Origin of the sequence: Pseudomonas sp. EpS/L25 (assembly GCF_001512295.1) — a bacterium.
Lineage (GTDB): Bacteria > Pseudomonadota > Gammaproteobacteria > Pseudomonadales > Pseudomonadaceae > Chryseomonas.
The window spans coordinates 787,930-811,687 of the sequence record NZ_LNUP01000015.1; the positions used below are offsets into that span (position 1 = coordinate 787,930).

The 23,758-nt window shown below is 61.9% G+C and carries 25 protein-coding genes; 16 read left to right on the forward strand and 9 right to left on the reverse strand.

All coding sequences use genetic code 11. From position 1 onward, the window contains the following. The first annotated feature begins 59 nt into the window (after positions 1 to 59). From AR540_RS20135 to AR540_RS20155, 6 genes are all read left to right on the forward strand, one after another. Entirely contained in the window at positions 60 to 401 is a 342-nt protein-coding gene (locus AR540_RS20135) for a PA4575 family protein (protein ID WP_058760768.1), read from the forward strand. 74 nt (positions 402 to 475) lie between these two features. Next, positions 476 to 964, forward strand: a complete 489-nt coding sequence (locus AR540_RS20140) for a TIGR00645 family protein (RefSeq protein WP_059231406.1) — start codon at positions 476 to 478, stop codon at positions 962 to 964. A 139-nt stretch (positions 965 to 1,103) separates the two neighbouring features. After that, positions 1,104 to 1,409, forward strand: a complete 306-nt coding sequence (locus AR540_RS20145; RefSeq protein ID WP_059231408.1) for a DUF6482 family protein — start codon at positions 1,104 to 1,106, stop codon at positions 1,407 to 1,409. Next, positions 1,406 to 2,956 carry a cryptochrome/photolyase family protein gene (locus tag AR540_RS20150; RefSeq protein WP_059231410.1) on the forward strand — a complete coding sequence of 517 codons (1,551 nt, stop codon included), beginning with the start codon at positions 1,406 to 1,408 and terminating at the stop codon, positions 2,954 to 2,956. The genes AR540_RS20145 and AR540_RS20150 overlap by 4 nt, the downstream gene beginning before the upstream one ends. Continuing rightward, on the forward strand, positions 2,953 to 3,108 hold the full coding sequence (locus AR540_RS24970; RefSeq protein ID WP_082707054.1) for a DUF2256 domain-containing protein: 156 nt from the start codon (positions 2,953 to 2,955) through the stop codon (positions 3,106 to 3,108). Before AR540_RS20150 ends, AR540_RS24970 begins: the two co-directional genes overlap by 4 nt. 42 nt (positions 3,109 to 3,150) lie before the next feature. Then, positions 3,151 to 3,768, forward strand: coding sequence for an FKBP-type peptidyl-prolyl cis-trans isomerase (locus AR540_RS20155; protein WP_059231412.1), 618 nt, complete (start codon positions 3,151 to 3,153; stop codon positions 3,766 to 3,768). 135 nt (positions 3,769 to 3,903) lie between these two features. Here AR540_RS20155 and AR540_RS20160 read toward each other — a convergent pair whose 3' ends face one another. After that, positions 3,904 to 4,158: a PA4570 family protein gene (locus tag AR540_RS20160; protein WP_059231414.1), complete on the reverse strand. Its 255-nt coding sequence runs from the start codon at positions 4,156 to 4,158 to the stop codon at positions 3,904 to 3,906. Positions 4,159 to 4,294: 136 nt separating this feature from the next. Further along, positions 4,295 to 5,269, reverse strand: coding sequence for a polyprenyl synthetase family protein (locus AR540_RS20165; protein WP_059231417.1), 975 nt, complete (start codon positions 5,267 to 5,269; stop codon positions 4,295 to 4,297). A 390-nt stretch (positions 5,270 to 5,659) separates the two neighbouring features. On the opposite strand from AR540_RS20165, the gene rplU reads away from it, so the two are divergent. From rplU to proB, 4 genes are all read left to right on the forward strand, one after another. Continuing rightward, a complete protein-coding gene (gene rplU / locus AR540_RS20170) occupies positions 5,660 to 5,974 on the forward strand; it encodes a 50S ribosomal protein L21 (protein WP_007160791.1) in 315 nt (104 codons plus the stop codon). 26 nt (positions 5,975 to 6,000) lie between these two features. Continuing rightward, complete coding sequence (gene rpmA / locus AR540_RS20175) at positions 6,001 to 6,261, forward strand: 50S ribosomal protein L27 (protein WP_007160792.1); 261 nt, start codon at positions 6,001 to 6,003, stop codon at positions 6,259 to 6,261. 279 nt (positions 6,262 to 6,540) lie between these two features. Next, positions 6,541 to 7,752, forward strand: coding sequence for an Obg family GTPase CgtA (gene cgtA / locus AR540_RS20180; RefSeq protein WP_059231419.1), 1,212 nt, complete (start codon positions 6,541 to 6,543; stop codon positions 7,750 to 7,752). Positions 7,753 to 7,767: 15 nt separating this feature from the next. Further along, positions 7,768 to 8,886 carry a glutamate 5-kinase gene (proB, locus tag AR540_RS20185; RefSeq protein WP_059231421.1) on the forward strand — a complete coding sequence of 373 codons (1,119 nt, stop codon included), beginning with the start codon at positions 7,768 to 7,770 and terminating at the stop codon, positions 8,884 to 8,886. A gap of 97 nt (positions 8,887 to 8,983) precedes the next feature. On the opposite strand, the gene rpsT is transcribed toward proB, so the two are convergent. After that, entirely contained in the window at positions 8,984 to 9,262 is a 279-nt protein-coding gene (rpsT, locus tag AR540_RS20190) for a 30S ribosomal protein S20 (RefSeq protein ID WP_007160795.1), read from the reverse strand. 243 nt (positions 9,263 to 9,505) lie between these two features. On the opposite strand from rpsT, the gene murJ reads away from it, so the two are divergent. From murJ to ispH, 6 genes are all read left to right on the forward strand, one after another. Continuing rightward, the gene (gene murJ / locus AR540_RS20195; RefSeq protein ID WP_059231423.1) at positions 9,506 to 11,044 is read left to right on the forward strand and encodes a murein biosynthesis integral membrane protein MurJ; all 1,539 of its coding nucleotides are present in this window, start codon (positions 9,506 to 9,508) and stop codon (positions 11,042 to 11,044) included. Positions 11,045 to 11,136: 92 nt separating this feature from the next. Next, positions 11,137 to 12,084: a bifunctional riboflavin kinase/FAD synthetase gene (gene ribF / locus AR540_RS20200; protein WP_059231425.1), complete on the forward strand. Its 948-nt coding sequence runs from the start codon at positions 11,137 to 11,139 to the stop codon at positions 12,082 to 12,084. 1 nt (position 12,085) lies between these two features. After that, a complete protein-coding gene (ileS, locus tag AR540_RS20205) occupies positions 12,086 to 14,920 on the forward strand; it encodes an isoleucine--tRNA ligase (RefSeq protein ID WP_059231427.1) in 2,835 nt (944 codons plus the stop codon). Then, positions 14,913 to 15,416 (forward strand): signal peptidase II, encoded by a 504-nt coding sequence (lspA, locus tag AR540_RS20210; protein WP_059231429.1) that lies wholly within the window; start codon positions 14,913 to 14,915, stop codon positions 15,414 to 15,416. Before ileS ends, lspA begins: the two co-directional genes overlap by 8 nt. Then, on the forward strand, positions 15,409 to 15,855 hold the full coding sequence (gene fkpB, locus AR540_RS20215; RefSeq protein ID WP_059231431.1) for an FKBP-type peptidyl-prolyl cis-trans isomerase: 447 nt from the start codon (positions 15,409 to 15,411) through the stop codon (positions 15,853 to 15,855). The genes lspA and fkpB overlap by 8 nt, the downstream gene beginning before the upstream one ends. Positions 15,856 to 15,889: 34 nt before the next feature. Continuing rightward, positions 15,890 to 16,834, forward strand: a complete 945-nt coding sequence (ispH, locus tag AR540_RS20220; RefSeq protein ID WP_059231434.1) for a 4-hydroxy-3-methylbut-2-enyl diphosphate reductase — start codon at positions 15,890 to 15,892, stop codon at positions 16,832 to 16,834. Positions 16,835 to 16,852: 18 nt separating this feature from the next. On the opposite strand, the gene AR540_RS20225 is transcribed toward ispH, so the two are convergent. The 6 genes from AR540_RS20225 to AR540_RS24975 are packed head-to-tail and all read right to left on the reverse strand — an operon-like array spanning position 16,853 to position 23,669. Then, on the reverse strand, positions 16,853 to 17,302 hold the full coding sequence (locus AR540_RS20225; protein ID WP_059231436.1) for a type IV pilin protein: 450 nt from the start codon (positions 17,300 to 17,302) through the stop codon (positions 16,853 to 16,855). After that, the gene (locus AR540_RS20230) at positions 17,302 to 21,177 is read right to left on the reverse strand and encodes a pilus assembly protein (protein WP_082707055.1); all 3,876 of its coding nucleotides are present in this window, start codon (positions 21,175 to 21,177) and stop codon (positions 17,302 to 17,304) included. Before AR540_RS20230 ends, AR540_RS20225 begins: the two co-directional genes overlap by 1 nt. Before the next feature lie 17 nt (positions 21,178 to 21,194). Continuing rightward, a complete protein-coding gene (locus tag AR540_RS20235; protein ID WP_059231440.1) occupies positions 21,195 to 21,671 on the reverse strand; it encodes a pilus assembly PilX family protein in 477 nt (158 codons plus the stop codon). Beyond that, complete coding sequence (locus tag AR540_RS20240) at positions 21,668 to 22,693, reverse strand: PilW family protein (protein WP_059231442.1); 1,026 nt, start codon at positions 22,691 to 22,693, stop codon at positions 21,668 to 21,670. The genes AR540_RS20235 and AR540_RS20240 overlap by 4 nt, the downstream gene beginning before the upstream one ends. Then, positions 22,690 to 23,193, reverse strand: coding sequence for a type IV pilus modification protein PilV (gene pilV, locus AR540_RS20245; RefSeq protein ID WP_059231445.1), 504 nt, complete (start codon positions 23,191 to 23,193; stop codon positions 22,690 to 22,692). Before pilV ends, AR540_RS20240 begins: the two co-directional genes overlap by 4 nt. Then, complete coding sequence (locus AR540_RS24975) at positions 23,190 to 23,669, reverse strand: GspH/FimT family pseudopilin (RefSeq protein WP_082707074.1); 480 nt, start codon at positions 23,667 to 23,669, stop codon at positions 23,190 to 23,192. Before AR540_RS24975 ends, pilV begins: the two co-directional genes overlap by 4 nt. Between the last annotated feature and the right edge of the window lie 89 nt (positions 23,670 to 23,758).

Consider the following 23,758-nt stretch of genomic DNA (forward strand, 5'->3'; position numbering starts at 1 on the left):
CTGTGGATACCTCTGGCTCTAGGATCGGCGAGCATCGAGCGCTGCGAGAGGATGACGCCATGTCCCGTACCATCACCCTGATCCGTCCCTGCCTGGGCCTCGTCACCCGTATCGAATGCGAGATCAAGCCGCTCGGTCAGGAGCAGGGCCTTTGGACACTGCTGTGTGCTGCCGGCCTCAATGGCCAGCAGCCCACCGCCATCAAGGCGCAAGGGCCTTTCCACGGACCCAAGGCCGCCGAGGGGGTGATGACCGCCATCGCCGAGAATCTGGTCGAACAAGGTTACATCCAGGTCGAAGAGACCCAGATCTGGCGCCTGCACATGCAGGGCGAGCTACGCAAGATGAACGGCGAACGCGCCCACCATCAGGTGCGTTTCCAGGTCGGCCCCGATGCCTGACGGCAAGGCGTCGCATTGTCGTCGGTAGTGGTGTAGGTATACTCGCGCGGCCGTCCTGAACCGAGCGAGTCTGCATGGAACGTCTGATCGAGAAAGTCCTTTACGCCTCCCGTTGGTTGCTCGCGCCCATCTACATGGGCCTGTCGCTGGCGCTTGTCCTGCTGGCGCTGAAGTTCTTCCAGGAAGTCTTCCACGTCCTGCCGCACATCTTCGAATCCACCGAAGCCGAGCTGATCCTGCTGGTGCTGTCGCTCATCGACATGGCCCTGGTGGGTGGTCTGCTGGTGATGGTGATGATCTCCGGCTACGAGAATTTCGTGTCCCAGCTGGATATCGATGAAGGCTCGGAAAAGCTCAGCTGGCTCGGCAAGATGGATTCGGGATCGCTGAAGAACAAGGTCGCCGCCTCCATCGTCGCCATCTCCTCGATCCATCTGTTGCGCATCTTCATGGATGCCCAGAACACCAATCCCGAATACCTGAAATGGTACGTGATCATTCATTTGGTATTCGTGGTATCGGCCTTCGCCATGGGTTATCTGGATCGCCTGACCAAGCACTAGGGGACGCCGCTCGTCTGGCCCTGGCATCTTTCGCTTACGCTTTGTGGATTGCGCCGCTGCGCTTGCCTGTCCTAGGTTGTCCAATGCTCGCAGCAGCTTCTCGGCGCCGCTCCGGCACCGAGCTCGACCGGAGGTCCCCATGCAGTTGACGGAATTGACTCAGCGCGCCCAGGCCGGAGAGGTCCGGGAGCTCAATCTGCTATCCATCGAGGGCGGTTTCTATGTACTCGAGGTGCTCACCCAGGAAGGCCGCACGCAACTGACCGGGCGTGACGGCCATTTCTATCGCCTGGGCTCGGCAGCCCAGGCCCGACGGCTACTGGCCGACCTGCCAGTGTTGCCGTGCTTTCTCATCCAGCACAGTGCCTACGACGAAATGGTCGGTATGGCGCCGCGCACCAGCGAGCCCCTGAAGATTCCCCTGAACTACCGGAACGCTTCTTGAGACCGGGCGCCGTTCGGCGCCTGCTGCCGGTCTTCGGCGACCAGCTTTCGCCCCGGCTGGCATCCCTGCGTCAGGCCGATCCTGCGCAGGACGTACTGCTGCTGGCGGAAGTCCCGAGCGAAACCTCCTATGCCCCCCATCATCCGCGCAAGATCGCCTTCATCTTCAGCGCCATGCGGCACTTCGCCGAAGAGATGCGCGAGCGCGGCTTCCGGGTCGAATATCGCCAACTAGACGATCCGGATAATCAAGGCTCGCTGCCGGCCGAGATCATCTACTGGACAGCCGCCTTGCAGGCGACCGAGGTGCATCTCACCGAGACCGGCGAATGGCGGCTGGAGCAGGCCTTGCGCGGGCTGGAACTGCCTGTGCCGCTGCAGTGGCATGGTGACGATCGCTTTCTCTGCAGTCGCGCGGCCTTCGCCCGCTGGGCCGGGGTCAAGCCGAGTCTGCGCCTGGAGACCTTCTATCGCGGCATGCGCCGGCGCCATGGTTGGCTGATGGTCGGGCCGGATGAACCCTGCGGCGGCGCCTGGAATCTGGACAGGGACAATCGCAAGGCGCTACCGAAGGCCTATGTCGTCCCCGAGCCCTTCGCGTCTCCCCCCGATGCCTGTACCCGCGAGGTCCTTGCCTTCGTCGGCCAGCGCTTCGCCCACCACTATGGCCGGCTGGAGGGTTTCGACTATCCGGTGACGCGCGGGGACGCCGAACGTCTCTGGCGGCTCTTCCTCGCTGCGGGCCTACACGACTTCGGTGACTACCAGGACGCCATGGCCCGTGGCGAACCCTATCTCTACCACGCTCGTATCAGTGCAGCGCTCAATGTCGGTCTGCTGGACCTGCGGCAACTGTGCGAGGACGTGGATGCGGCCTATCGCGAGGGGCGGGTGCCGCTGAACAGCGCGGAGGGTTTCCTGCGCCAGCTCATCGGCTGGCGGGAGTACGTGCGCGGCATCTACTGGCTGCGCATGCCGGAATATGCCGAGCTCAACGTCCTGGGCAACCGGCGCTCCCTTCCGGAGTTCTATTGGACCGGCGAGACACTCATGGCCTGTATGCGCGAAAGCATCGGCCAGACTCTGGAGCTGGCCTACGCCCACCACATCCAGCGGCTGATGGTCACCGGCAACTTCGCCCTGCTCGCCGGCATCGCGCCCCAGGCCATCGGCGAATGGTACCTGGCGGTCTATCTCGATGCCTTCGAATGGGTCGAGTTGCCCAATACCCAGGCCATGGTCATGCATGCGGATGGTGGCTATCTCGGCAGCAAACCCTACTACGCGAGCGGCCAGTACATCCGGCGCCAGTCCAACTACTGCAAGGGATGTCACTACCAGGTCAGCGAGGCGCTAGGCGAAACGGCTTGTCCCTTCAATGCGCTTTACTGGCACTTCCTGATCCGTCACCGCGGGCGCTTCGCCAGCTATCCGCGGATGCGTAACCTCTACCGCAATCTCGACCGCCAGGCCCCCGAACGGCAGCAGGCACTGTGGCAGCGGGGCGAAGCACTGCTGGCGCGGCTGGACGCAGGAGAAACCCTGTGAAGAAGAGCGACCTGCCGACCAAGATTTGCCCGGTCTGCCAGCGTCCTTTCGCCTGGCGCAAGAAATGGGAACGCAACTGGGACGAGGTGCGCTATTGCTCCGAGCGCTGTCGCCGCCAGCGCAGCGTCACGGGCGGCGGGCCCAGCCGTTGATGTGCTAGGCTCGGCTCTTTTTTCCGCCATGGACAAGCCGCTATGAACGACATCCTCCTCGACACCGACGAAGCCCGCGTCAGCTACGGTATCGGCCGCCAGCTGGGTGATCAGCTGCGCCAGAATCCGGTCCCCGGCATGCAGCTGGCCGCCGTGCTCGCCGGCCTCACCGAGGCTTTCGCCGGCCAGGCTTCCAAGGTGGACGTCGAGGCGTTGAACGCCAGCTTCCGCGTCATCCGCGAGCGCATGCAGGAAGAAGCCAAGGTCAAGGCCACGGCCGCGGCCCAGGAAGGCGTCGACTACCTGAAGGCCAACGCCGAGCGTCCCGGTGTGGTGGTCCTGCCTTCCGGTCTGCAGTACGAGGTGCTGACGCAAGGGGAGGGCGCCACGCCCACCCGCGAAGACCAGGTACGTACCCACTACCACGGTACCCTGATCGACGGCAGCGTGTTCGACAGCTCCTACGAGCGCGGCCAGCCCGCCGAGTTTCCGGTGGGTGGCGTCATCGCCGGCTGGACCGAGGCCCTGCAACTCATGCCGGCCGGTAGCAAATGGCGCCTGCACGTGCCCAGCGAGCTGGCCTATGGCGCCCAGGGCGTCGGCGGCATCCCGCCGCACAGCGTGCTGGTGTTCGACGTCGAGTTGCTCGACGTCCTCTAAGAGCCTGTTCAAAGGCTGCTGCGCGTCGGCCTGCTCATTTACCTTTCGTAAACTCCGCTTCCTCAGCTATTTTCGTGGGGCCGCCTAGGCCTTGTTTGTCTCTAGCTCGCGAGCCTTTGCGCAGTCTCCAAGGGCTCAGGCGTCCAGGCGCAGCAGCTCGTTTTCCGGGCGTAGCGCCAGGGCGTAGCTGAAGAGGAAGACCTGGCGGATCTGCTCCTTCACCACCCGCGGTTCGCTGGAGGTGAGGCTATGCAGATCCAGCTCGCCCAGGTCCTTGAGTTCTTCAAGGGCCGTTTCGTCCAGCTCTGCGCAGACCTTGCCGGTTTCCCGGTCGAGGATGCGCAGATAGGGATGGGGGCGGTCCAGCCAGGCGTCGATCAGATAAGTCATGGGAGTCGCTCCTGAATTGCTACTTATGAGAATAATTCTTATTCAATAAATAGCAAGCCGATTACCTGACTTTTTGGGTCGGACATGAAAAAGCCCGCCGTCTTTCGACGGCGGGCTTTTTCATTGTGCTGAGCTGTCAGTGGGTGCGCGCGACCGAGAACCGGCCGAGTTCGGCCAGGGCGTCCCGATAGGGGCTGGCCGGCAGAACTTCCAGGCAGGCGATGGCCCGCTCGGCGAATTCCTGGGCCTTGCGTGCAGTGTAATCGAGGGCGCCGGCTGCCTCGACGGCGGCTCGTACGCTTTCCAGATCCTGGCTGCCGCCCTGGCGGATCGCCTGGCGTACCAGCGCTGCCTGTTCGGCCGTGCCTTCGCGCATGGTCACGATGAGTGGCAGGGTAGGCTTGCCCTCGGCCAGGTCGTCACCGACGTTCTTGCCCAGGGTGGCGGCATCGCCTTGATAATCGAGCAGGTCATCGACCAGTTGGAAGGCGACACCCAGATGATCGCCATAGCGACGCAGGGCTTCCGCCTGCTCGGGGCTTGCCCCGGCCAGGATCGCCGCGCTGTGGGTGGAAGCTTCGAAGAGCATGGCGGTCTTGCCGCGGATGACCTCCATATAGATTTCTTCGGTGGTGCTGGCGTCGCGAATCTTCGACAGCTGCAGCACTTCGCCCTCGGCGATGACACGGGTCGCCTGGGAGATGATGCGCATCACTTCCATCGAGCCCAGGGCCACCATCATCTCGAAGGAGCGGGCATAGAGGAAGTCGCCCACCAGCACGCTCGGCGCATTGCCCCACAGGGCGTTGGCGGTGGAACGACCGCGGCGCATCCCCGAGGCGTCGACCACATCGTCGTGCAGCAGGGTGGAGGTGTGCAGGAACTCGATGGTGGCTGCCAGCAGTTGCAGGTCTTGATCGGCGCGCCCGAGCGCCTTGCCGGCCAGCAGCACCAGCAGGGGACGCAGGCGCTTGCCACCGGCGGAGACGATGTAGTCGCCAATCTTCTCGACCAGCGGCACGCGCGAAGTCAGCTGCTGGCGGATGATGCCGTCTACGGCGGCGAAGTCGTCCGTCACCACGCGATAGAAGGACTGGGATTGCTGCGTCATTGAGAGGTGTCCACTGGAGTTCCGGGCAAGATTCAGGCGGCCGGATGGCGCATCACCGCCAGACTATGCCCTAGGGACCGGCCCGAGTGCCATGCCCAGGAAAGCCTTCGCGCTCCCACGGCCGCCGATTTCGAGCCAGCTCCGGCCCGGCAAGGCTGCTGAACGAGGTTGCGCGGCATGCTAGGGGTGGGGTGGGGGCCTGTCAAGGCGCGGGCCGGCGGCTCTTGCCTCCTGCTCGCTGCTTGCGTAGAATCGCGGGCCCTGAACATTCCTAGGGTTAACCCCCTGTCTTACGCAATTGCGCGGCGCTCCTTCCGGTCCCGCGCAGCCATGCCGGTCGACGATACCTCCTATAAAGCACCGGGTGAGCAGGTTAAACGGAGATTTACCATGTCCTACGCAGTTATCGTTACCGGTGGCAAGCAATACAAGGTTGCCGAAGGCGAATACCTGAAGGTCGAGAAGCTCGACATCGCCACCGGTGAAACCGTCACCTTCGACCAGGTTCTGCTGGTTGGCAACGGTGACGACGTCAAGATCGGTCTGCCGGTCGTTGATGGTGCCAAAGTGACCGCCGAAGTGACCGCCCAGGGTCGTCACGACAAGGTCACCATCATCAAATTCCGTCGTCGTAAGCATCACATGAAGCGTCAGGGCCACCGTCAGTGGTTCACTGAAATCAAGATCACTGGCATCCAGGCCTGATCTCGCCTCTAACGGAGAATTGACTCATGGCACACAAAAAAGCGGGTGGTTCTACTCGTAACGGTCGCGATTCCGAAAGCAAACGCCTTGGCGTGAAGCTGTACGGCGGCCAGGTCGTCAAGGCCGGCAACATCATCGTGCGTCAGCGCGGCACCCAGTACCATGCCGGTTACGGCGTGGGCCTCGGCAAGGATCACACCCTGTTCGCGAAAGTGGACGGCGTGATCAAGTTCGACGTGAAGGGCGCCTTCGGTCGTCGTTACGTGAGCATCGTCGCCGCCGCCTAAGGCTCGTGACGAGAAGAAAAGCCCTGTCTACCCGACGGGGCTTTTTCGTTTGTAGTTAAGCTAGTGTGGTGTTTCAGAAGTTACCTGCACAATTTTGGCGGCGCTTTTTCCGCCTGGGCGTTGTTGCCACTCCTCGTCATGGCCCTGCTATGACTCGTCGCGGCGCCTAGCCCAGTCGGAACGCCGAACCGCCAAAAAACACTCGCCAATCTTGCGCGAATGCCTGAAGCGACACACTAGTTCCTTGTTTGCAGCGGCCCGCGAGCGCGGGAGGTCCAGATGAAATTCGTCGATGAAGTATCCATACACGTAAAAGCGGGTGACGGCGGCAACGGCATGATGAGTTTCCGTCGGGAGAAATTCATCGAAAAGGGTGGCCCCAACGGTGGTGACGGTGGTGATGGCGGGTCGATCTGGCTCGAGGCCGATATCAACCTGAACACCCTGGTCGATTACCGTTACACCCGCCGCTTCACTGCGCAGAATGGTGAGAAGGGCGGCAGTACCGAGTGCACGGGCGCCAAGGGTGAAGACCTGGTGCTACCGGTGCCCGTGGGTACCACGGTGATCGATGCGGCGACCCAGGAAATCATCGGTGACCTGACCCAGCCGGGCCAGCGCATCCGTGTCGTCCAGGGCGGCTGGCACGGTCTGGGCAATACCCGTTTCAAATCCAGCACCAACCGCGCGCCGCGGCAGACCACGCCCGGCAAGCCCGGCGAAGAGCGCGATCTCAAGCTGGAGCTCAAGGTGCTGGCGGACATCGGTCTGCTCGGCCTGCCCAATGCCGGCAAGAGCACCTTCATTCGTGCCGTTTCGGCCGCCAAGCCCAAGGTGGCGGACTATCCCTTCACCACCCTGGTGCCGAACCTGGGTGTAGTCAGCGTGGGGCGCTTCAAGAGCTTCGTGGTCGCCGACATCCCCGGACTGATCGAGGGGGCCTCCGAGGGCGCCGGCCTGGGTATCCGCTTCCTCAAGCACCTGGCGCGGACCCGCTTGCTGTTGCACCTCGTCGACATGGCGCCGCTGGATGAGAGCGATCCGGCCGAAGCGGCCGAGACCATCATCAACGAGTTGACCAAGTTCAGTCCGGCGCTGGGCGAACGTGATCGTTGGCTGGTGCTGAACAAGGCCGACCAGTTGCTCGACGAGGAGCGCGACGAGCGTCTCAAGGCGGTCGTCGAGCGCCTGGATTGGCAGGGCCCGGTCTTCGTCATCTCTGCGCTGGAGCGCGAAGGCACCGAGGCGCTGTGCCAGGCGATCATGCAGTACCTGGACGAGCGCTCCCTGCGCCTCGCCGAGGATCCGGCCTACGCTGAAGCCCTGCAGGAGCTCGATCAGCGGATCGAGGACGAGGCGCGGGCGCGGTTGCAGGCGCTGGATGACCAGCGTGCCCTGCGCCGCTCGGGCGTCAAGGCGGTGGACGAAGACGACGACTTCGATGATGACGAAGACGACGGTGACGGTCCGGAAATCTTCTACGTACGGTAAGAAAGGAGCTTGCCCATGCGTGATCAGGTGTCTGGCGCCCAGCGCTGGGTGGTGAAGATCGGCAGTGCCCTGCTGACCGACGATGGCCGCTGCCTGGATGGTGGGGCCATGGCTGGCTGGGTCGAGCAGATGGTGGCCCTGCACCAGGCGGGTATCGAGCTGGTGCTGGTGTCCTCGGGCGCGGTGGCCGCCGGCATGAGTCGGCTCGGTTGGGCGCAGCGGCCGACCGCCATCAATGAGTTGCAGGCAGCGGCGGCGGTGGGGCAGATGGGCTTGGTGCAGGCCTGGGAGTCCAGTTTCGCCGAGCATCAGGTGCAGACCGCACAGATCCTGCTCACCCACGACGACCTGTCGGACCGCAAGCGTTACCTCAACGCCCGCAGTACCTTGCGTACTCTGGTCGGCCTGGGCGTGGTGCCGGTGATCAACGAGAACGATACCGTGGTCACCGACGAGATCCGCTTCGGTGACAACGATACCCTGGCTGCGCTAGTGGCTAACCTGGTCGAAGCCGATCTGCTGGTGATCCTTACCGACCGCGACGGCATGTTCGACGCCGATCCGCGCAGCAATCCCGACGCCAGCCTCATCAGTGAGGCGCGAGCGGACGATCCGGCCCTGGATCTGGTCGCCGGCGGCACCGGTGGTGCCCTGGGGCGTGGTGGCATGCAGACCAAGCTGCGCGCAGCGCGCCTGGCGGCGCGTTCCGGTGCCTACACGGTCATCGTCGGCGGCCGTATCCAGCAGGTGCTCAGTCGCCTGCAGCGGGGCGAGCAGCTGGGTACTCTGTTGTCGCCCGAACGTGGCCTGGTGGCGGCGCGCAAGCAATGGCTGGCGGGGCACCTGCAGGTGCGCGGTACGCTGCGCTTGGATGCCGGGGCGGTCCAGGCCCTGGTTGGCGGGCATCGTAGCCTGCTGCCGGTGGGGGTGCAGGACCTGGAAGGCAGCTTCCGTCGCGGTGAGATGGTCGCCTGTGTCGGGCCCGATGGGCGCGAGGTGGCACGGGGGCTGGTCAACTACAGTGCGACCGAGGCGCGCCGGATCCTGGGGCGGCCCTCCGATGCCATCGTCGTCGAGCTCGGCTACGTCTACGAGCCCGAGCTGATCCACAGGGACAATCTGGTTCTGGTCTGATCTCGTCGATCCTGGCGCCTCCTCGGAGAGGTGTCGGGAGCCTCAAATCGCAGGCAATAAAAAACCGGCCTAGGCCGGTTTTTCATTCGAACGCTTATCAGGCAGCGGCGGGGGTAGCCAGGGCCTTGATGTGCGCGTTCAGGCGGCTCTTGTGACGAGCGGCCTTGTTCTTGTCGATGATGCCCTTGTCGGCCATGCGGTCGATGACCGGAACGGCAGCGACGTAGGCGGACTTGGCTTTTTCCAGGTCCTTGGCTTCGATCGCCTTGACGACGTTCTTGATGTAGGTACGCACCATGGAGCGCAGGCTCGCATTGTGGCTGCGACGCTTCTCAGCCTGTTTGGCGCGTTTTTTGGCGGAGGGGGAGTTAGCCACCGTGGAGCTCCTTCGAAAAAGACTGTATTGAGTACAGAGCGAACTCTGTAGCAAGTACAGAGCTAAATTAAGGTCGCGAATCTTGACGTCCCTGGCGGCGGCTGTCAAGGCTGTCTGGATGGATATCCGGCTGGTCGCCGATGAAGGGCCTCGTTACACTCGGCCTCTTGCGCAAACCGCGCGATCGCGCCAACTCGCGCCTTTCGCTACGCCCCGCCGCGTTCACCGAGTCCTTCCTCCGCCATGAATCTGCTCAAGTCCCTGGCCGCCGTCAGCTCCATGACCATGCTGTCCCGCGTGCTGGGTTTCGTCCGCGACACCATCGTCGCCCGTACCTTCGGCGCCGGCATGGCCACCGACGCCTTCTTCGTCGCCTTCAAGCTGCCCAATCTCCTGCGGCGGATCTTCGCCGAAGGTGCCTTCTCCCAGGCCTTCGTGCCCATCCTGGCCGAGTACAAGGCCCAGCAGGGCGAGGAGGCCACCCGGACCTTCCTGGCCTATGTCAGTGGCCTGCTGACCCTGGTGCTGGCGGTAGTCACGGTATTGGGCATGCTGGCGGCGCCGCTGGTGATCTGGATCACTGCGCCGGGCTTCGCCGATACGCCGGAAAAATTCGCCCTCACGTCCGAGCTGCTGCGGGTGACCTTTCCCTACATCCTGCTGATCTCCCTGGCCTCCCTGGCCGGGGCCGTGCTCAACACCTGGAACAGGTTCAGCGTACCGGCCTTCGTGCCGACGCTGCTCAACCTCAGCATGATCGTCTTCGCACTGTTCCTGACGCCCTATTTCAATCCGCCGATCATGGCCCTGGCCTGGGCGACGCTGGTGGGTGGCCTGGCACAGTTCCTCTATCAGTTGCCGCACCTGAAACGCATCGGCATGTTGGTGCTGCCGCGGCTGAATCTGCGTGACACCGGCGTCTGGCGGGTGATGAAACAGATGGGGCCGGCGATCCTCGGGGTATCGGTCAGTCAGATCTCGCTGATCATCAACACCATCTTCGCCTCCTTCCTGGCCGCCGGCTCGGTGTCCTGGATGTACTACGCCGACCGCCTGATGGAGCTGCCCTCCGGGGTGCTGGGGGTGGCCCTGGGGACCATCCTGCTGCCGGCGCTGTCGCGCACCTACGCCAAGGCCGATCGCCAGGAGTACTCACGCCTGCTCGATTGGGGCCTGCGGCTGTGCTTCCTGCTGGTACTGCCCTGCGCCGCTGCCCTGGCGCTACTGTCCGAGCCGCTGACCGTCTCGCTGTTCCAGTACGGCCGCTTCGATGCCCACGATGCCCTGATGACCCAGCGAGCACTGGTCGCCTACGCCGTCGGGCTGCTCGGTATCATCCTGGTGAAGGTGCTGGCGCCCGGCTTCTATGCCCAGCAGAACATCAAGACGCCGGTGAAGATCGCCATCTTTACCCTAGTGGTGACCCAGGTACTCAACCTGATCCTGATCGGCCCGCTGCAGCATGTCGGCCTGGCCCTGTCTATCGGTCTGGCGGCCTGTCTCAACGCGGGCCTTTTATTCTGGCAATTGCGTCGCCATAACCTGTTCATCCCCCAGCCCGGCTGGTCGAGCTTCCTGCTGCGCCTCCTGGTCGCCGTGGGGGTGATGAGTGCGGTGCTGTTTGGACTCATGCAACTGCTGCCCAGTTGGAGCGAGGGCCTGATGTGGCGGCGCCTGCTGCGTCTGGGCGTCCTGGTGGCGGCGGGGGTGCTGGCCTATTTCGCCAGCCTCTTCCTGCTCGGCTTCCGCCTGCGGGACTTCAATCGGAAGGCGCTGATCTAGCCCGCCGGAGGGTTGCACGAAGCCGGGGCATGCGCCTGTCCTCGGCGCGGGCATCCAGATATAATCGATTAATTTCTGAGCAATACCTACCCATGCAGCTGTTTCGCGGTCTCCATCATCTCGACGCCCTGCCCAAGGGCTGCGTTGCCACCATCGGCAACTTCGACGGGGTTCACCTGGGGCACCAGGCCATCCTCGCGCGGTTGCGTGAGCGGGCGGCGGAGCTCGGTGTGCCCAGTTGCGTGGTGATCTTCGAACCCCAGCCGCGCGAATTCTTCCTGCCCGACGTGGCGCCGGTACGCCTGACCCGCCTGCGCGAGAAGCTGGAGTGCTTCGCCCGCCTGGGCGTCGACAACGTGCTGTGCCTGAACTTCAATCGCCGGCTGCGCGAGCTGTCCGCCGAGGCCTTCGTCCAGCAAGTGCTGGTGGAAGGGCTGGGCGTCAAGCACCTGGAGATCGGTGATGACTTCCGTTTCGGTTGCGACCGCGCCGGCGACTTCACCTACCTGAACCTCGCCGCCCGCGAGCATGGCTTCACCCTGGAAGCTGCCACCACCGTGGAGCTGGATGGCCTACGGGTAAGCAGCACCCTGATCCGCCAGGCCCTGGTCGACGGTGACCTAGCCCTGGCCGAGCGCATGCTGGGCCGACCCTACAGCCTCTCGGGGCGGGTGCTGCATGGCCAGAAGCTGGCGCGCCAGCTGGGTTGGCCGACCGCCAATGTCCAGCTCAAGCGGCGGCGCCCGCCGCTGCGCGGCGTCTACCTGGTCAGCAGCCTGATCGATGGGCGGGTGGTACCGGGTGTGGCCAACATCGGCCAGCGACCCACGGTGCAGGGCGATGGTCGTCCGCATCTGGAGATCCATCTGCTGGACTTTGCCGGTGACCTCTATGGTCGCCACCTCAGCGTGACCTTCGTGCAGAAGGTGCGCGACGAACAGAAATTCGCCTCTCTGGAGGCCCTCAAGGCGGCGATCGAAGCGGACGTCGCCACGGCCCGCGCCTTCTGGCAGGGGCAACCGTCAACGAGCCTGGACTGACATGACCGATTACAAAGCGACGCTCAACCTGCCGGAAACGGCGTTCCCGATGAAAGCCGGCCTGCCACAGCGCGAGCCGGAAGCGCTCAAGCGCTGGCAGGACATTGACCTGTACGGGAAGCTGCGCGCCATCGGCAAGGGCCGGCCGACCTTCATCCTGCATGACGGTCCGCCCTATGCCAACGGCAGCATCCACATCGGTCATGCGCTGAACAAGATCCTCAAGGACATCATCACCCGTTCCAAGACCCTGGCCGGCTTCGACGTCCCCTATGTGCCGGGCTGGGACTGCCATGGCCTGCCCATCGAGCACAAGGTGGAGACCACCTTCGGCAAGAACCAGCCGGCGGACCTGACCCGCGAGCGCTGCCGGGCCTATGCCAGCGAGCAGATCGAAGAGCAGAAGGCCGGCTTCGTCCGTCTGGGTGTGCTGGGTGACTGGAGCAATCCCTACCTGACCATGAACTTCGCCAACGAGGCCGGTGAGATCCGCGCTTTGGGCGAGATGGTCAAGAAGGGCTTCGTGTTCAAGGGCCTCAAGCCGGTCAACTTCTGCTTCGACTGCGGCTCGGCCCTGGCCGAGGCCGAGGTGGAATACCAAGACAAGCGATCCGATGCCATCGACGTGGCCTTCCCCGTTGCCGATGCGGATAAGCTGGCGGCCGCCTTTGGCCTGGGTGAGCTGCCCAAGGCCACCGCCATCGTCATCTGGACCACCACCCCCTGGACCATTCCGGCCAACCAGGCGCTCAACGTCCATCCCGAGTTCACCTATGCGCTGGTGGACGTCGGTGATCGCCTGCTGCTGCTGGCCGAGGAGCTGGTCGAGAGTTGCCTGGCGCGCTACGGCCTGCAGGGCGAGGTGATCGCCACTGCGCCTGGCGTGGCGCTGGACCTGATCAACTTCTGTCATCCGCTGTACGAGCGACTGTCGCCTATCTACCTGGCCGACTACGTCGAGCTGAGCGCGGGCACGGGTATCGTGCATTGCTCGCCCGCCTATGGCGAAGACGACTTCCGCATCTGCAAGCAATACGGCCTGAACAACGACGACATCCTCAATCCGGTACAGAGCAACGGCGTCTACGCCGAATCGCTGCCGCTGTTCGGTGGCCAGTTCATCTGGAAGGTGAATCCGGCCATCGTCGCCAAGCTGGAAGAGGTGAACGCCTTGCTCAAGCATGAGGTGATCAACCACAGCTACATGCACTGCTGGCGTCACAAGACCCCGCTGATCTACCGCGCCACCGCCCAGTGGTTCGTCGGCATGGATAAACAGCCCAACGAAGGCGCCACCCTGCGTGAGCGCTCCCTGGCAGCCATCGAGCAGACCCGGTTCGTCCCGGCCTGGGGCCAGGCGCGGCTGCACGGCATGATCGCCGGCCGTCCCGACTGGTGCATCTCGCGCCAGCGCAACTGGGGTGTGCCGATTCCCTTCTTTACCCACAAGGAAAGCGGCGAGCTGCACCCGCGTACCGTCGAGCTGATGGAAGAGGTCGCCCAGCGCGTCGAGCGCGAGGGCATCGAAGCCTGGTTCAAGCTGGATCCGACCGAGCTGCTCGGCGCCGCAGCCAGCCAGTACGACAAGAGCCGCGACACCCTCGACGTCTGGTTCGATTCCGGCACCACCCACTGGCACGTATTGCGCGGCTCCCATGCCGAGCTCGGCCATGCTCAGGGGCCGGTGGCCGATCTCTACCTGGAAGGTTCCGACCAGCACCGTGGCTGGTTCCACTCCTCGCTGCTGACCGGTTGCGCCATCGACGGCCATGCCCCCTACAAGGAATTGCTGACCCACGGTTTCACCGTGGACGAGCAGGGTCGCAAGCAGTCCAAGTCGCTGGGCAACGTGGTCGCCCCGCAAAAGGTCATCGACAGCCTGGGCGCTGACATCCTGCGCCTCTGGGTCGCTTCGACCGACTACACCGGCGAGATGGCGGTCTCCGACCAGATCCTGCAGCGTAGCGCCGACTCCTATCGCCGCATCCGCAACACCGCGCGCTTCCTGCTCTCCAACCTGTCCGGCTTCGATCCGGCGGTCAATAGTGTCGCCCCCGAGGACATGATCGATCTGGACCGCTGGGCCGTGGATCGCGCCCTGCTGCTGCAGAAGGAAATCGAACAGGCCTACGCCGAGTACCGCTTCCTCAACGTCTACCAGAAGGTGCACAACTTCTGCGTGCAGGAGCTGGGCGGCTTCTATCTGGACATCATCAAGGACCGCCAGTACACCACCGGCGCCGACAGCCTGCCGCGGCGTTCCTGCCAGACCGCGCTGTACCTCATCGCCGAGGCCCTGGTGCGCTGGATCGCCCCCATCCTGTCCTTCACCGCCGACGAGATCTGGCAATACCTGCCGGGCGAGCGGGAAGAATCGGTGATGCTGACCACCTGGTACGACGGCCTTTTCGCCCTGCCCGAGGGTGCGACCCTGGATCGCGCCTATTGGGATCAGGTCATGGCGGTCAAGGCGGCGGTCAACAAGGAGCTGGAAAACCAGCGCGCGGCCAAGACCCTGGGGGGCAGCCTGCAGGCGGAGATCACCCTCTACGCCGACAGCGCCTTGCAGACCGTGCTGGAGGCCCTGGGCAACGAACTCAGATTCGTGCTGATCTCCTCCCAGGCGGCCGTGCAGCCGCTGGAGCAGGCACCGGAAGGCGCCGTGGCGAGCGAGCTGAGCGGGCTCAAGCTGGTGGTGCGCAAGTCAGAGGCATCCAAGTGCGCCCGCTGCTGGCACCACAGCCACAGTGTCGGCCAGGACGCTGAGCACCCGGAGATCTGCGAGCGCTGCGTGACCAACGTCTATGGTGCCGGCGAGGTGCGCGAGCATGCGTGACGCCCAGCGTTTCGGTGCCTTGCCCTGGTTGGCCTTGAGTGTGCTGGTGATCCTGCTGGATCAACTGACCAAGCTCTACTTCCAGGCCAACCTGTCGCTCTACCAGCAGGTGCCGGTGATTCCGGACATCCTCAGCTGGACCCTGGCCTACAATCCTGGCGCCGCCTTCAGCTTTCTCGCCGATCACTCCGGCTGGCAGCGCTGGTTCTTCGCCGGCATCGCCGCGGTGGTGAGCGTGGTGCTGGTGATCTGGCTCAAGCGCCTGCGCAACGACACCTGGACCGCCATCGCCCTGGCACTGATCCTCGGCGGCGCCCTGGGCAATCTCTATGATCGCCTGGTGCTCGGCCACGTCATCGACTTCATCCTGGTGCACTGGCGCCAGGAGTGGTACTACCCGGCCTTCAACCTGGCCGACAGTGCCATCACCGTCGGCGCCGTGATGCTGGCCCTGGACATGTTCCGCAAGAAAAAGCCCGAGGAAGCCCATGGCTGAAATCACCATCGGCCCGGACACCCGGGTCACCCTGCATTTCGCCATCAAGCTGCAGAACGGTGACGTGGTGGACAGCACCTTCGACAAGGCGCCCGCCACCTTTACCGTGGGCGACGGCAACCTGCTGCCCGGTTTCGAGCAGGCCTTGTTCGGCCTCGAGGCCGGCGCCAAGACCAGTCTGACCATTCCGCCGGAGCGCGGCTTCGGCCAGCCCAACGACGGTAACCTGCAAACCATGACGCGCGACGACTTCAGCGACATGGAGCTGTCCCCCGGCCTGCTGATCATCTTCAGCGACGCCGCCGGTGGCGAGATGCCTGGCGTGGTCAAAAGCTTTGACGATGAGCAGGTCATCATCGACTTCAACCACCCGCTGGCTGGCCGTGTGCTGACCTTCGACGTGGAAATCCTGGCCATCGAGCCTGCCGTCTCCCATTGATCTACCGCCGCCCGTGAAGCGGGCAGAGGAGCCTATGCAGATCAAGCTCGCCAATCCCCGCGGCTTCTGCGCCGGCGTGGACCGCGCCATCGACATCGTCGACCGGGCGCTGGACGTCTTCGGTCCGCCCATCTACGTGCGGCACGAAGTGGTGCACAACAAGTTCGTGGTCGACAACCTGCGTGCCCGCGGTGCCGTCTTCGTCGAAGACGTGGCCGACGTGCCGGATGACGTCATCCTCATCTTCAGCGCCCACGGCGTCTCCCAGGCCGTGCGCCGCGAGGCCGCCGAGCGGGGCCTCAAGGTGTTCGACGCCACCTGCCCGCTGGTGACCAAGGTGCACATGGAAGTGGCGCGCTACAGCCGCGATGGCCAGGAGTGCATTCTCATCGGCCACGCCGGGCATCCGGAAGTGGAGGGCACCATGGGCCAGTACGACGACCGTGCTGGCGGCGCCATCTACCTGGTGGAGGACGAGGAAGACGTGGCGAAGCTCGAGGTGCGTAACCCCGAGGCCCTGTTCTATGTCTCCCAGACGACCCTGTCGATGGACGACACCCGCAAGGTCATCGATGCCCTGCGCGCCAAGTTTCCCCACATCAACGGCCCGCGCAAGAACGACATCTGCTACGCCACCACCAACCGCCAGGACGCGGTGAAGACCCTGGCGCTGGAAAGCGACGTGGTACTGGTGGTCGGCAGCCCTAGCAGTTCCAACTCCAACCGCCTGCGCGAACTCGCCGAACGCCTGGGCACCCCGGCCTACCTCATCGACGGCGCCGAGGACATGCAGCAAAGCTGGTTCGAAGGCGTGCAGCGCATCGGCGTGACCGCGGGCGCCTCGGCTCCCGAGGTGCTGGTACGTGGTGTCATCGACCGGCTGCAAAGCTGGGGCGCCACCGGCGAGGTGGAGCTGGAAGGCGAGCCGGAAAACATCACCTTCACCCTGCCGCGGGAGCTCAGGGTAAAGGCCGTCTAGGACTGAACCTTTGGCGCCCTAGCGGCGCCAGCAGTCGGCGGTGGTCACGTTTGCGCCGGTCTGTCCTTTGAGGCCGGTGTTGGTGAGCGTCAGGCTTCCACAGCGGTCCGCTGCCATGGGGCCGTTGGCGCGAGGTGTGGCTTGAAGGGTATAGCCGGTAGTCGAGACATTGCTCAGGCTCAGGTCATAAACCGCACGACTGCTATCCTTGGGCGAACTGGCAAAAGGTAGAGTCGGCGCGGTGCTACCTGCAGCGTCTGAGGTATACCGGCCAAGACCTGTGAAAGCTCTTTCCATGAACTGTGACAGTTCCGTCAGCGATGCCTCGGCGTCGGCGCGATAACCTTTGCGTACGTGTTCCATATACGACGGGTAGGCGATGGCGGCAAGGATGCCGACAATGGCCACCACGATCATCACTTCGATAAGGGTGAAGCCCCCTTGCAAGGGCTTAGCAGATTTCTTCATCACTGGTTTCTGACCTCTCGCCAAGACATTCGTCCGGAGGTGCGGCTGCCCTGCGGAATAACACTGCATTTTACCCCGCCATTGGCCTGAGAAACGCAGATCGTATCGGTTCCCGGTTGAGTGTCGTTCGGTTTGTTGCCCAGGAAGACGCCTTTGGAAGCACCTCCCTCATTGAGTACCCCTGAAGCAGGGATCGACAGGTTGCCCACGGTAAGGTAATCGCTGGCATTTAGCTGGCCGTCCTTGTTGAGGTCAAAGTAGCTGTAATTGAACCGACTACCGGTCAGTGCATTGACTGCCATGACCCAGCTAGTACCGCCACCCGTACAGGGGTCGCTGGAGGGCGTCATGCTGGTGAAAATGACCGCGCCGCCATGTAGCGAGGCCTTGGCTATAACCCTTTCACCCGTCAATGCGCCTGTGCCTCCTTGCGCTGTTTTCCAGGTCAAATCCATGAACCAGCCGGCCTGCCCTGAGCCAAGAGCGAAATTGCTCGTTGCTCTTGCCTGGCTCGTGCCTACCGTTCCCTGGGCGATGATTCGCTGTTCGAGCAACTGATCACGGGTGACCGTCTGGCCCCGGTCGATAATGGCGTAGAAGCTCTCTAGGCGTGGCTGAGCGGAGATGACGTTGTCACCTACTCGATAATAGCTGCCGGTACCGAAGAGAATGATGGCTTTGCCGTCCGTATTCAGCGCCGCACTAAGGGGGGCGGTAATAGGCTGCGGGACATTGCCGTAGCTCGATCCCGTGGTTGCGGTAAATAACGGAGTGGTGGGAGTCTGCCAATTGTTCGGGTTGGTGCTGGAAATATCGAACCTCCACAGATTGCCGACTGTATCGCCCACATAGAGAGAGTCGGCGATGCGGTCGTTGTTCAAGTCGACGGCCAGGGGGGCGCCTAGTCCACCTGTAGTCGTCAAGGTGAAAGTCTTGAGAACTTGTCCGTTACTCGCATCCAGTATCCACACCTTGCCGTTGGTTACGTCGCCATCGCTGAAGCCGCTGGTGACGATGACGCCAAACTTGCCATTGGGCAGGGCAACGATAGCTGGCTTCTGAATAGGGTAGTGCATGTCGGAAGACGAGAATTCCCAGAGTACATTGGTACTGATCATTCGGCCGTCAGAGGGCAGCTCTAGAGCGAATACGGAATTGCCACCAGCCCCCGTGGTACCTACCAGCAGAGTGTGCCAGGCACCGCTGTAATACACATCGGAAGAAGCTGCAGGGCCATCCACGTAGTATTTATGGCTATAGTCTTGCTGGGTCAATCGATACAGGTTGCTCAAGACTCCTCGGGGGACGTAAGCGAAGAGTTCATTGCCGCCCGTTGTACCAAGGCTGCCATCGAATACGTGCAACATGCCGTCGTTGGCACCGACGGCCACCATAGGAGTACGGCTCGCATTGTCTGTGCGGAAATCTATATATTTTTGACCACCACCCATGTCATCTGGCAGTAGGTTGTAGCCGTAATCTGGCTGACCAATATATAGAGGGTCGGAATTGACAATGTCACCCAGGCGGCTAGCTCTTTTTCGCAAGGGATTCACGGCAACGGTTTCCTGGCTGCGATCACCCTGAAGGTAGGCCAGACGCCGCTGGCCTTCGGTATCGCTCACCGAGGTGCCGTCTCCGTTGTTACGCAATGCCGTCTTGGCAGCATCGTCCAGGCTGGTCCAATTGAAATTGAGACCCCCTGTTGCCACCAGGTTCCCGCTAGCTGGTGCACTGATGGTAAAGATATTTCTGCTACGCGTAGCCAGATCTTGTGCATCCAGTTTGGTTGCGGCGCTCCAAGTAGGGGCTGTGCCTAGCGTGCCGTCCGAATTAAATGCCCGGGCAACCAAGTCGCCGCTCCAGTATTTGGGGCTGAAACTGGCTTGGAACAGGGCTGCGCCAGTATTAAGCTCGGTACCACTAGCCCCGAGTGCCGTACTGGTGGTGCTGGTTTCACTGGCGATCTGGGCGAAGGCTTTCTTTAAGCTGGTTGTCATGGCCTGAGCATCGCTGGCCACGAAGAAGTTATCAGGCCTTTTGTCCCCAGTAGCCAAAATGTCACCGCTGGTCCACCAGAGATTATCGGTGATGCTGGCACTGGTGGCATCGCTCGAAGAAAAGTTCTGGGGCACACTGAAGCCGCCGTACTTGGCGGCTAGCCAATATTGGTTAGTTGCGCGGCCGGCCAGCGTCTGGTTTTCGCGTACATCCATCCAGTAGGTAGAGATCGTCTGATCGCCGGTTAAGTCGCTGCGTTGGTCCTTGGTATGAGCATCGTAGGCTAGACCAGCAATATAGGCAGAGTTGCCGCGGCCAGTGAAGGGCGTATTGATGGTGATTCCTTCGAGCGATGCAACTTTCTGAGTGGCGGTTTCTACGTTGACTGATGGATCCGCTGTGACCTCCGCAGGCTTCGCGGGCTCGCCGCCAGATGAGGTATTGCCGCCTGGCAAGTTCTTGTCCTCCCAGGTGTTGGTATCACCGATACCGAGAATCACGTTTTTCTGGCAGGAATAATTGATGGGGTCATCCCATTGAGTGACAACGGGAAAACCATCGGCCTGTGCATAGCGGTTGGTGGCATCTCCCGTCAGATTGCTATAAGCGGCAACGTTACCTTGGTGCTTGAAATAGCGGATGGCGGTGTAATAGAGCTCGCTGACCGGGTCGAAGCTCTTCAGTACACGGTAGTTGTTTTGATTGTCATAGGGCATAGAGCCGAATTTATTCAGATAGTTCAGGACGCCGCTATTGGTGATGCCAGTGGTGCCTGGAGTGCCGCTCGCCTCAGTAGGAGAGGGATTGGTACCTTGGATGCCAGTTGTAGCATTCCACTCAGCCCGATCATTGGGGGTCTGATCGGGCTGAGTGGGGCCGATGAATTTTTGGTTGGCACGTAACACTCCGCCATCTCTGAACGAATCCGAATCGTTGAGGTAGCTGAATACCGAATAACGCAGTCGGTCGGAATATTGTTGCAGTAGGCCTTCAGGCTTGTAGTTTGTGGCAGAGTAGCGCTTGCAGTTACTTTCCAATCCGATATTCGGATCGCACACCCTTACCTGAATACGAACTTTATAGACGCTGTATCTTGGTTGTCTATTGTTGTTGTTTGGGTAGTAGTCCTTGTTTAGTGCATTTCCGTTCCATTGTCCCGAGGTGTCGGTGGGGTTGAAGTCTGTCCAAACACTTTGCATCTCCCCTTGAGAGCCCCCGCCGCCAATCCTGTCGTTCCAATAGGAAAACAGCATGTCAAAGCCTTGTCCTTGGAGCCTGACATAGAGGCGGTCCCACGCGGCTGCAAAGGGCGTGGCTCCAGCAATCTCAGATTGAGGGATCAATCCTTGGGTGGAATTGAGGCGATTGCCCGCATCGTTTTGACCATCGTGTCGGGCCTTCTGCAAGACAGTCAGACTTGTAGTGTCTCTGACGCGTGCGCCTCCCGTAAGAGCGCTGCGAAAAGGGTCGATGGTCGGGGTCGCAGCCCAATTTAGAAAATTACCGCTCCATTGTTTGGCACCGGTGCATTGACGGTTGATAGCGGCAGAATTTGGTTGGAACCAGCTGTTATCTAAATTGGAAGAGCCCGAGGGGCCGCCAGCGTTGGCGTACGTATATAGGTAGCATTTGTTGGAATCGAAATAGCCACTATAGGTGTTGGCAGAGCTATAGCTGCCCAGGTTGGCCACCGATAGCACTGTCGGCCACTCTACAGAAGGTACCAGAGCTAGGCTGCCCGGTATGTTGCCACCGGTTGCCAAGGGCGTCTGAGAAACTGAAGGTTGAGCGGCCTGGACGAGCGGGATCAGAATCAGGCCCGCCAGAAAGCTCAAGGGGCGGAGGTAGTCATGGAATGCGGAAGATCGATACATGAAAGGCTCTCCGAAACCTAACGCCTGATATAGAGGGTGCTTATGTTGACGGTTGAGCTGGTAGTGGGTGTCGCACCGACGCCCTGCGCGGCATCCTGAGCGGCGCCCTGACCACGACTGGTGATACGTAGGACACTGACCTTGCTAGGCTCCGTCGAGTCGATACTCTCGCCGGCGGCCACGAATCGGACGCCCGGCAGTGGGATTAGGCTATAGGTTGCGGGCTGTAGGTCTGTTGGATTGAGGGTGACTGTCTGCGTAGCGGTCATTCCTTGCAGCTGCGCGACGCTGATACTCTTCAGCTGGACCTCCGCCGCTCGTTGTGCCATCTCCGCGGCTTGGAAGGCTTGGCTTTCGTCGCGCAGGTTACCGGCCATGCGCTCCTCCAGCGTGGTTCCACGCATGCTTCCCAAAGCCAGCAAGGTCAGAAGCAGTAGCATTACCAGGGTAACGATCAGGATCGCGCCGCGCTGGGATGAAGGAAGCGGATTCATGGCAGATGGTTTCGCAGGCTAACGGTCAGGGTGAACACCTGAGCAAGGCGCCCATTGGGTATGGTCACCGCGGCGTTGTTGAAAAGCACTTGTTGATTAGGCGCGACGACGTTAGTGGCATTGCTCACCGCGATCAGGCTTATCTGGGCGGCGATCACGCTCTGCCAGTCAGTAATGGCGCTTGCATCCTGGTAAGCCTGGCCGTCGGCGCCAAGGTTTATTTGGCCGCTTGCTTGACCCACTGCGTAGCGGATCTGCAGCTGTTGGATACCCCCGACTAACTCTTCTGCGGGCTGATTAGGCGCGTTATAGGCCTGTCTCCAGAGCGATGGAACGCCCGTGCCATTGTCCCGCAAGTAGTACACCGCGCTTTGGTAGAGCAGTAGATGAGCCGTGGTGCGGTACTGTCGGCCAAAACTCTGGCCCCCTCCCACAGATACATTGCTGTCAGTCGGTCCACTTTGGTTGGCGAACAAGAAGCAGGCACCTGGATCATCAATGACCAGAAGCCTGTTCTGTGGTAGCCCAGTTGCACTAGTGGTGGAAATCTGCGAAGTCGTCGATCCACTGATAACCACGCCAGCCGGCGGGTCCGCTGCGTGTTTCAGCAGTATCACATCGGAACCATTGGCCCTCGCGTTGAATATGGATGTCAGCCACGCGGGCGTATTGGCTGGATTCTGTGCATTACTCGCGGTACTCCAACCCTGGATGCCCGCGCCCATGACAAGGCGAAGATCGTCTTGGCCGTTGGCTTGTTGAGTGAGTGTCGTGGGCAGTGGCTGTAACGGGCTAAGGCACTCACCTCTATAGCCCGCATTGCGTAGATCATAGGCGAGGAACTCGAGCGCGAAACGTCCGGACTCCTGTACCTGGGACAGCGCTGCGTTGGTCAGGTAGGTCCGTTTGGATGAGAGGAACAGCTGCAGCACGCCTCCCATCAACAGCAACCCAAGCAGCAGGGCGATCATCAGTTCGATGATGGAAAGCCCGCGCTGACCTTTGGCTGAGACGGCGCTCATAGCTGAGTCCTGTAGGTGAAGCGCTCAAGGCTAGTGTTGGTGCTCGCAGGGCTGCTGCAGGTGTCATTTGTTGCCGCCACAGCCTGAGCCGATTTGATGGCTGCTCGGCGATCATTCCAGCAGACGATGACGGTGACATTGTTCGTGTTATCCAGGCTGAGGCTGCCCGTGCCCTGGGGAAGGCTGAGCGCCAGGGCGTTCAGCCAGCCATTGACGTCTTGCTGGGCGACCGTGCCGGTGACGGCATTGTTGGTAGTCGCGGTAGGGAAACTGGCTGAATAACTGCTGCGGTCAGCCAGAGCGGCAACCCGGTTCGCTCGCATCCGATCAACGATGTCATTGGCCAAGATAGTGGCTTGAGAGCGGAAGTAGGCCCCTTGGTTGCTCTGGACGCTGACCGTCTGCAAACCGGCCAAGCCGAGCAATCCGATGGCGAGTATGAGCATGGCAACCAGCACTTCGATCAGCGTGGCGCCTTTTTGTCGCAAGGGTCCAGTCATGGGCAGCCACCTGCGCTGACCGTGGCATTGCCAGTCGTACTGACCTGTATGGTACGGCTGCATGTGGATGAGGTCGTTATGGTGAACGTTGCTTGGGTGCCACCTGCAAGCGTGGTCAGACCGTTGCCTTGATAGGTCATGCCAGCACTGGGGCCCAACAGAGTACCGCCACTGATTGGTTCCCAAGTCCGTAATACGGTGTTGCCCTGCATCAGGAGCCAGCCGGATGACCAGTCCGTACCGCTTACGCAGTTGCTGCTGCCTGCGGTACTTCGGCACAGCACGACGTTGGTTCGCCGTTTAAGGGCTTCGGAACGAGCGATTTGCAGTGTTCCTAGCAGCTCATTACTTAAAACAGCTGCACGATTGCTTTGCAGCATGCGGGTAAAGGACGGCGCGGCGATGCTGATCACGATCGCCAAGATGGCGATCGCTACCATCGTTTCGATAAGAGTGAAACCGTACTGGGTACGCATCGTCGACATTCGCCATGTTGGGATTCGTAGCATGGGGGATTCTGACGCTAGGGAGTAGCTGGCTACGGATATCCGGTCGAAAGAGCAAG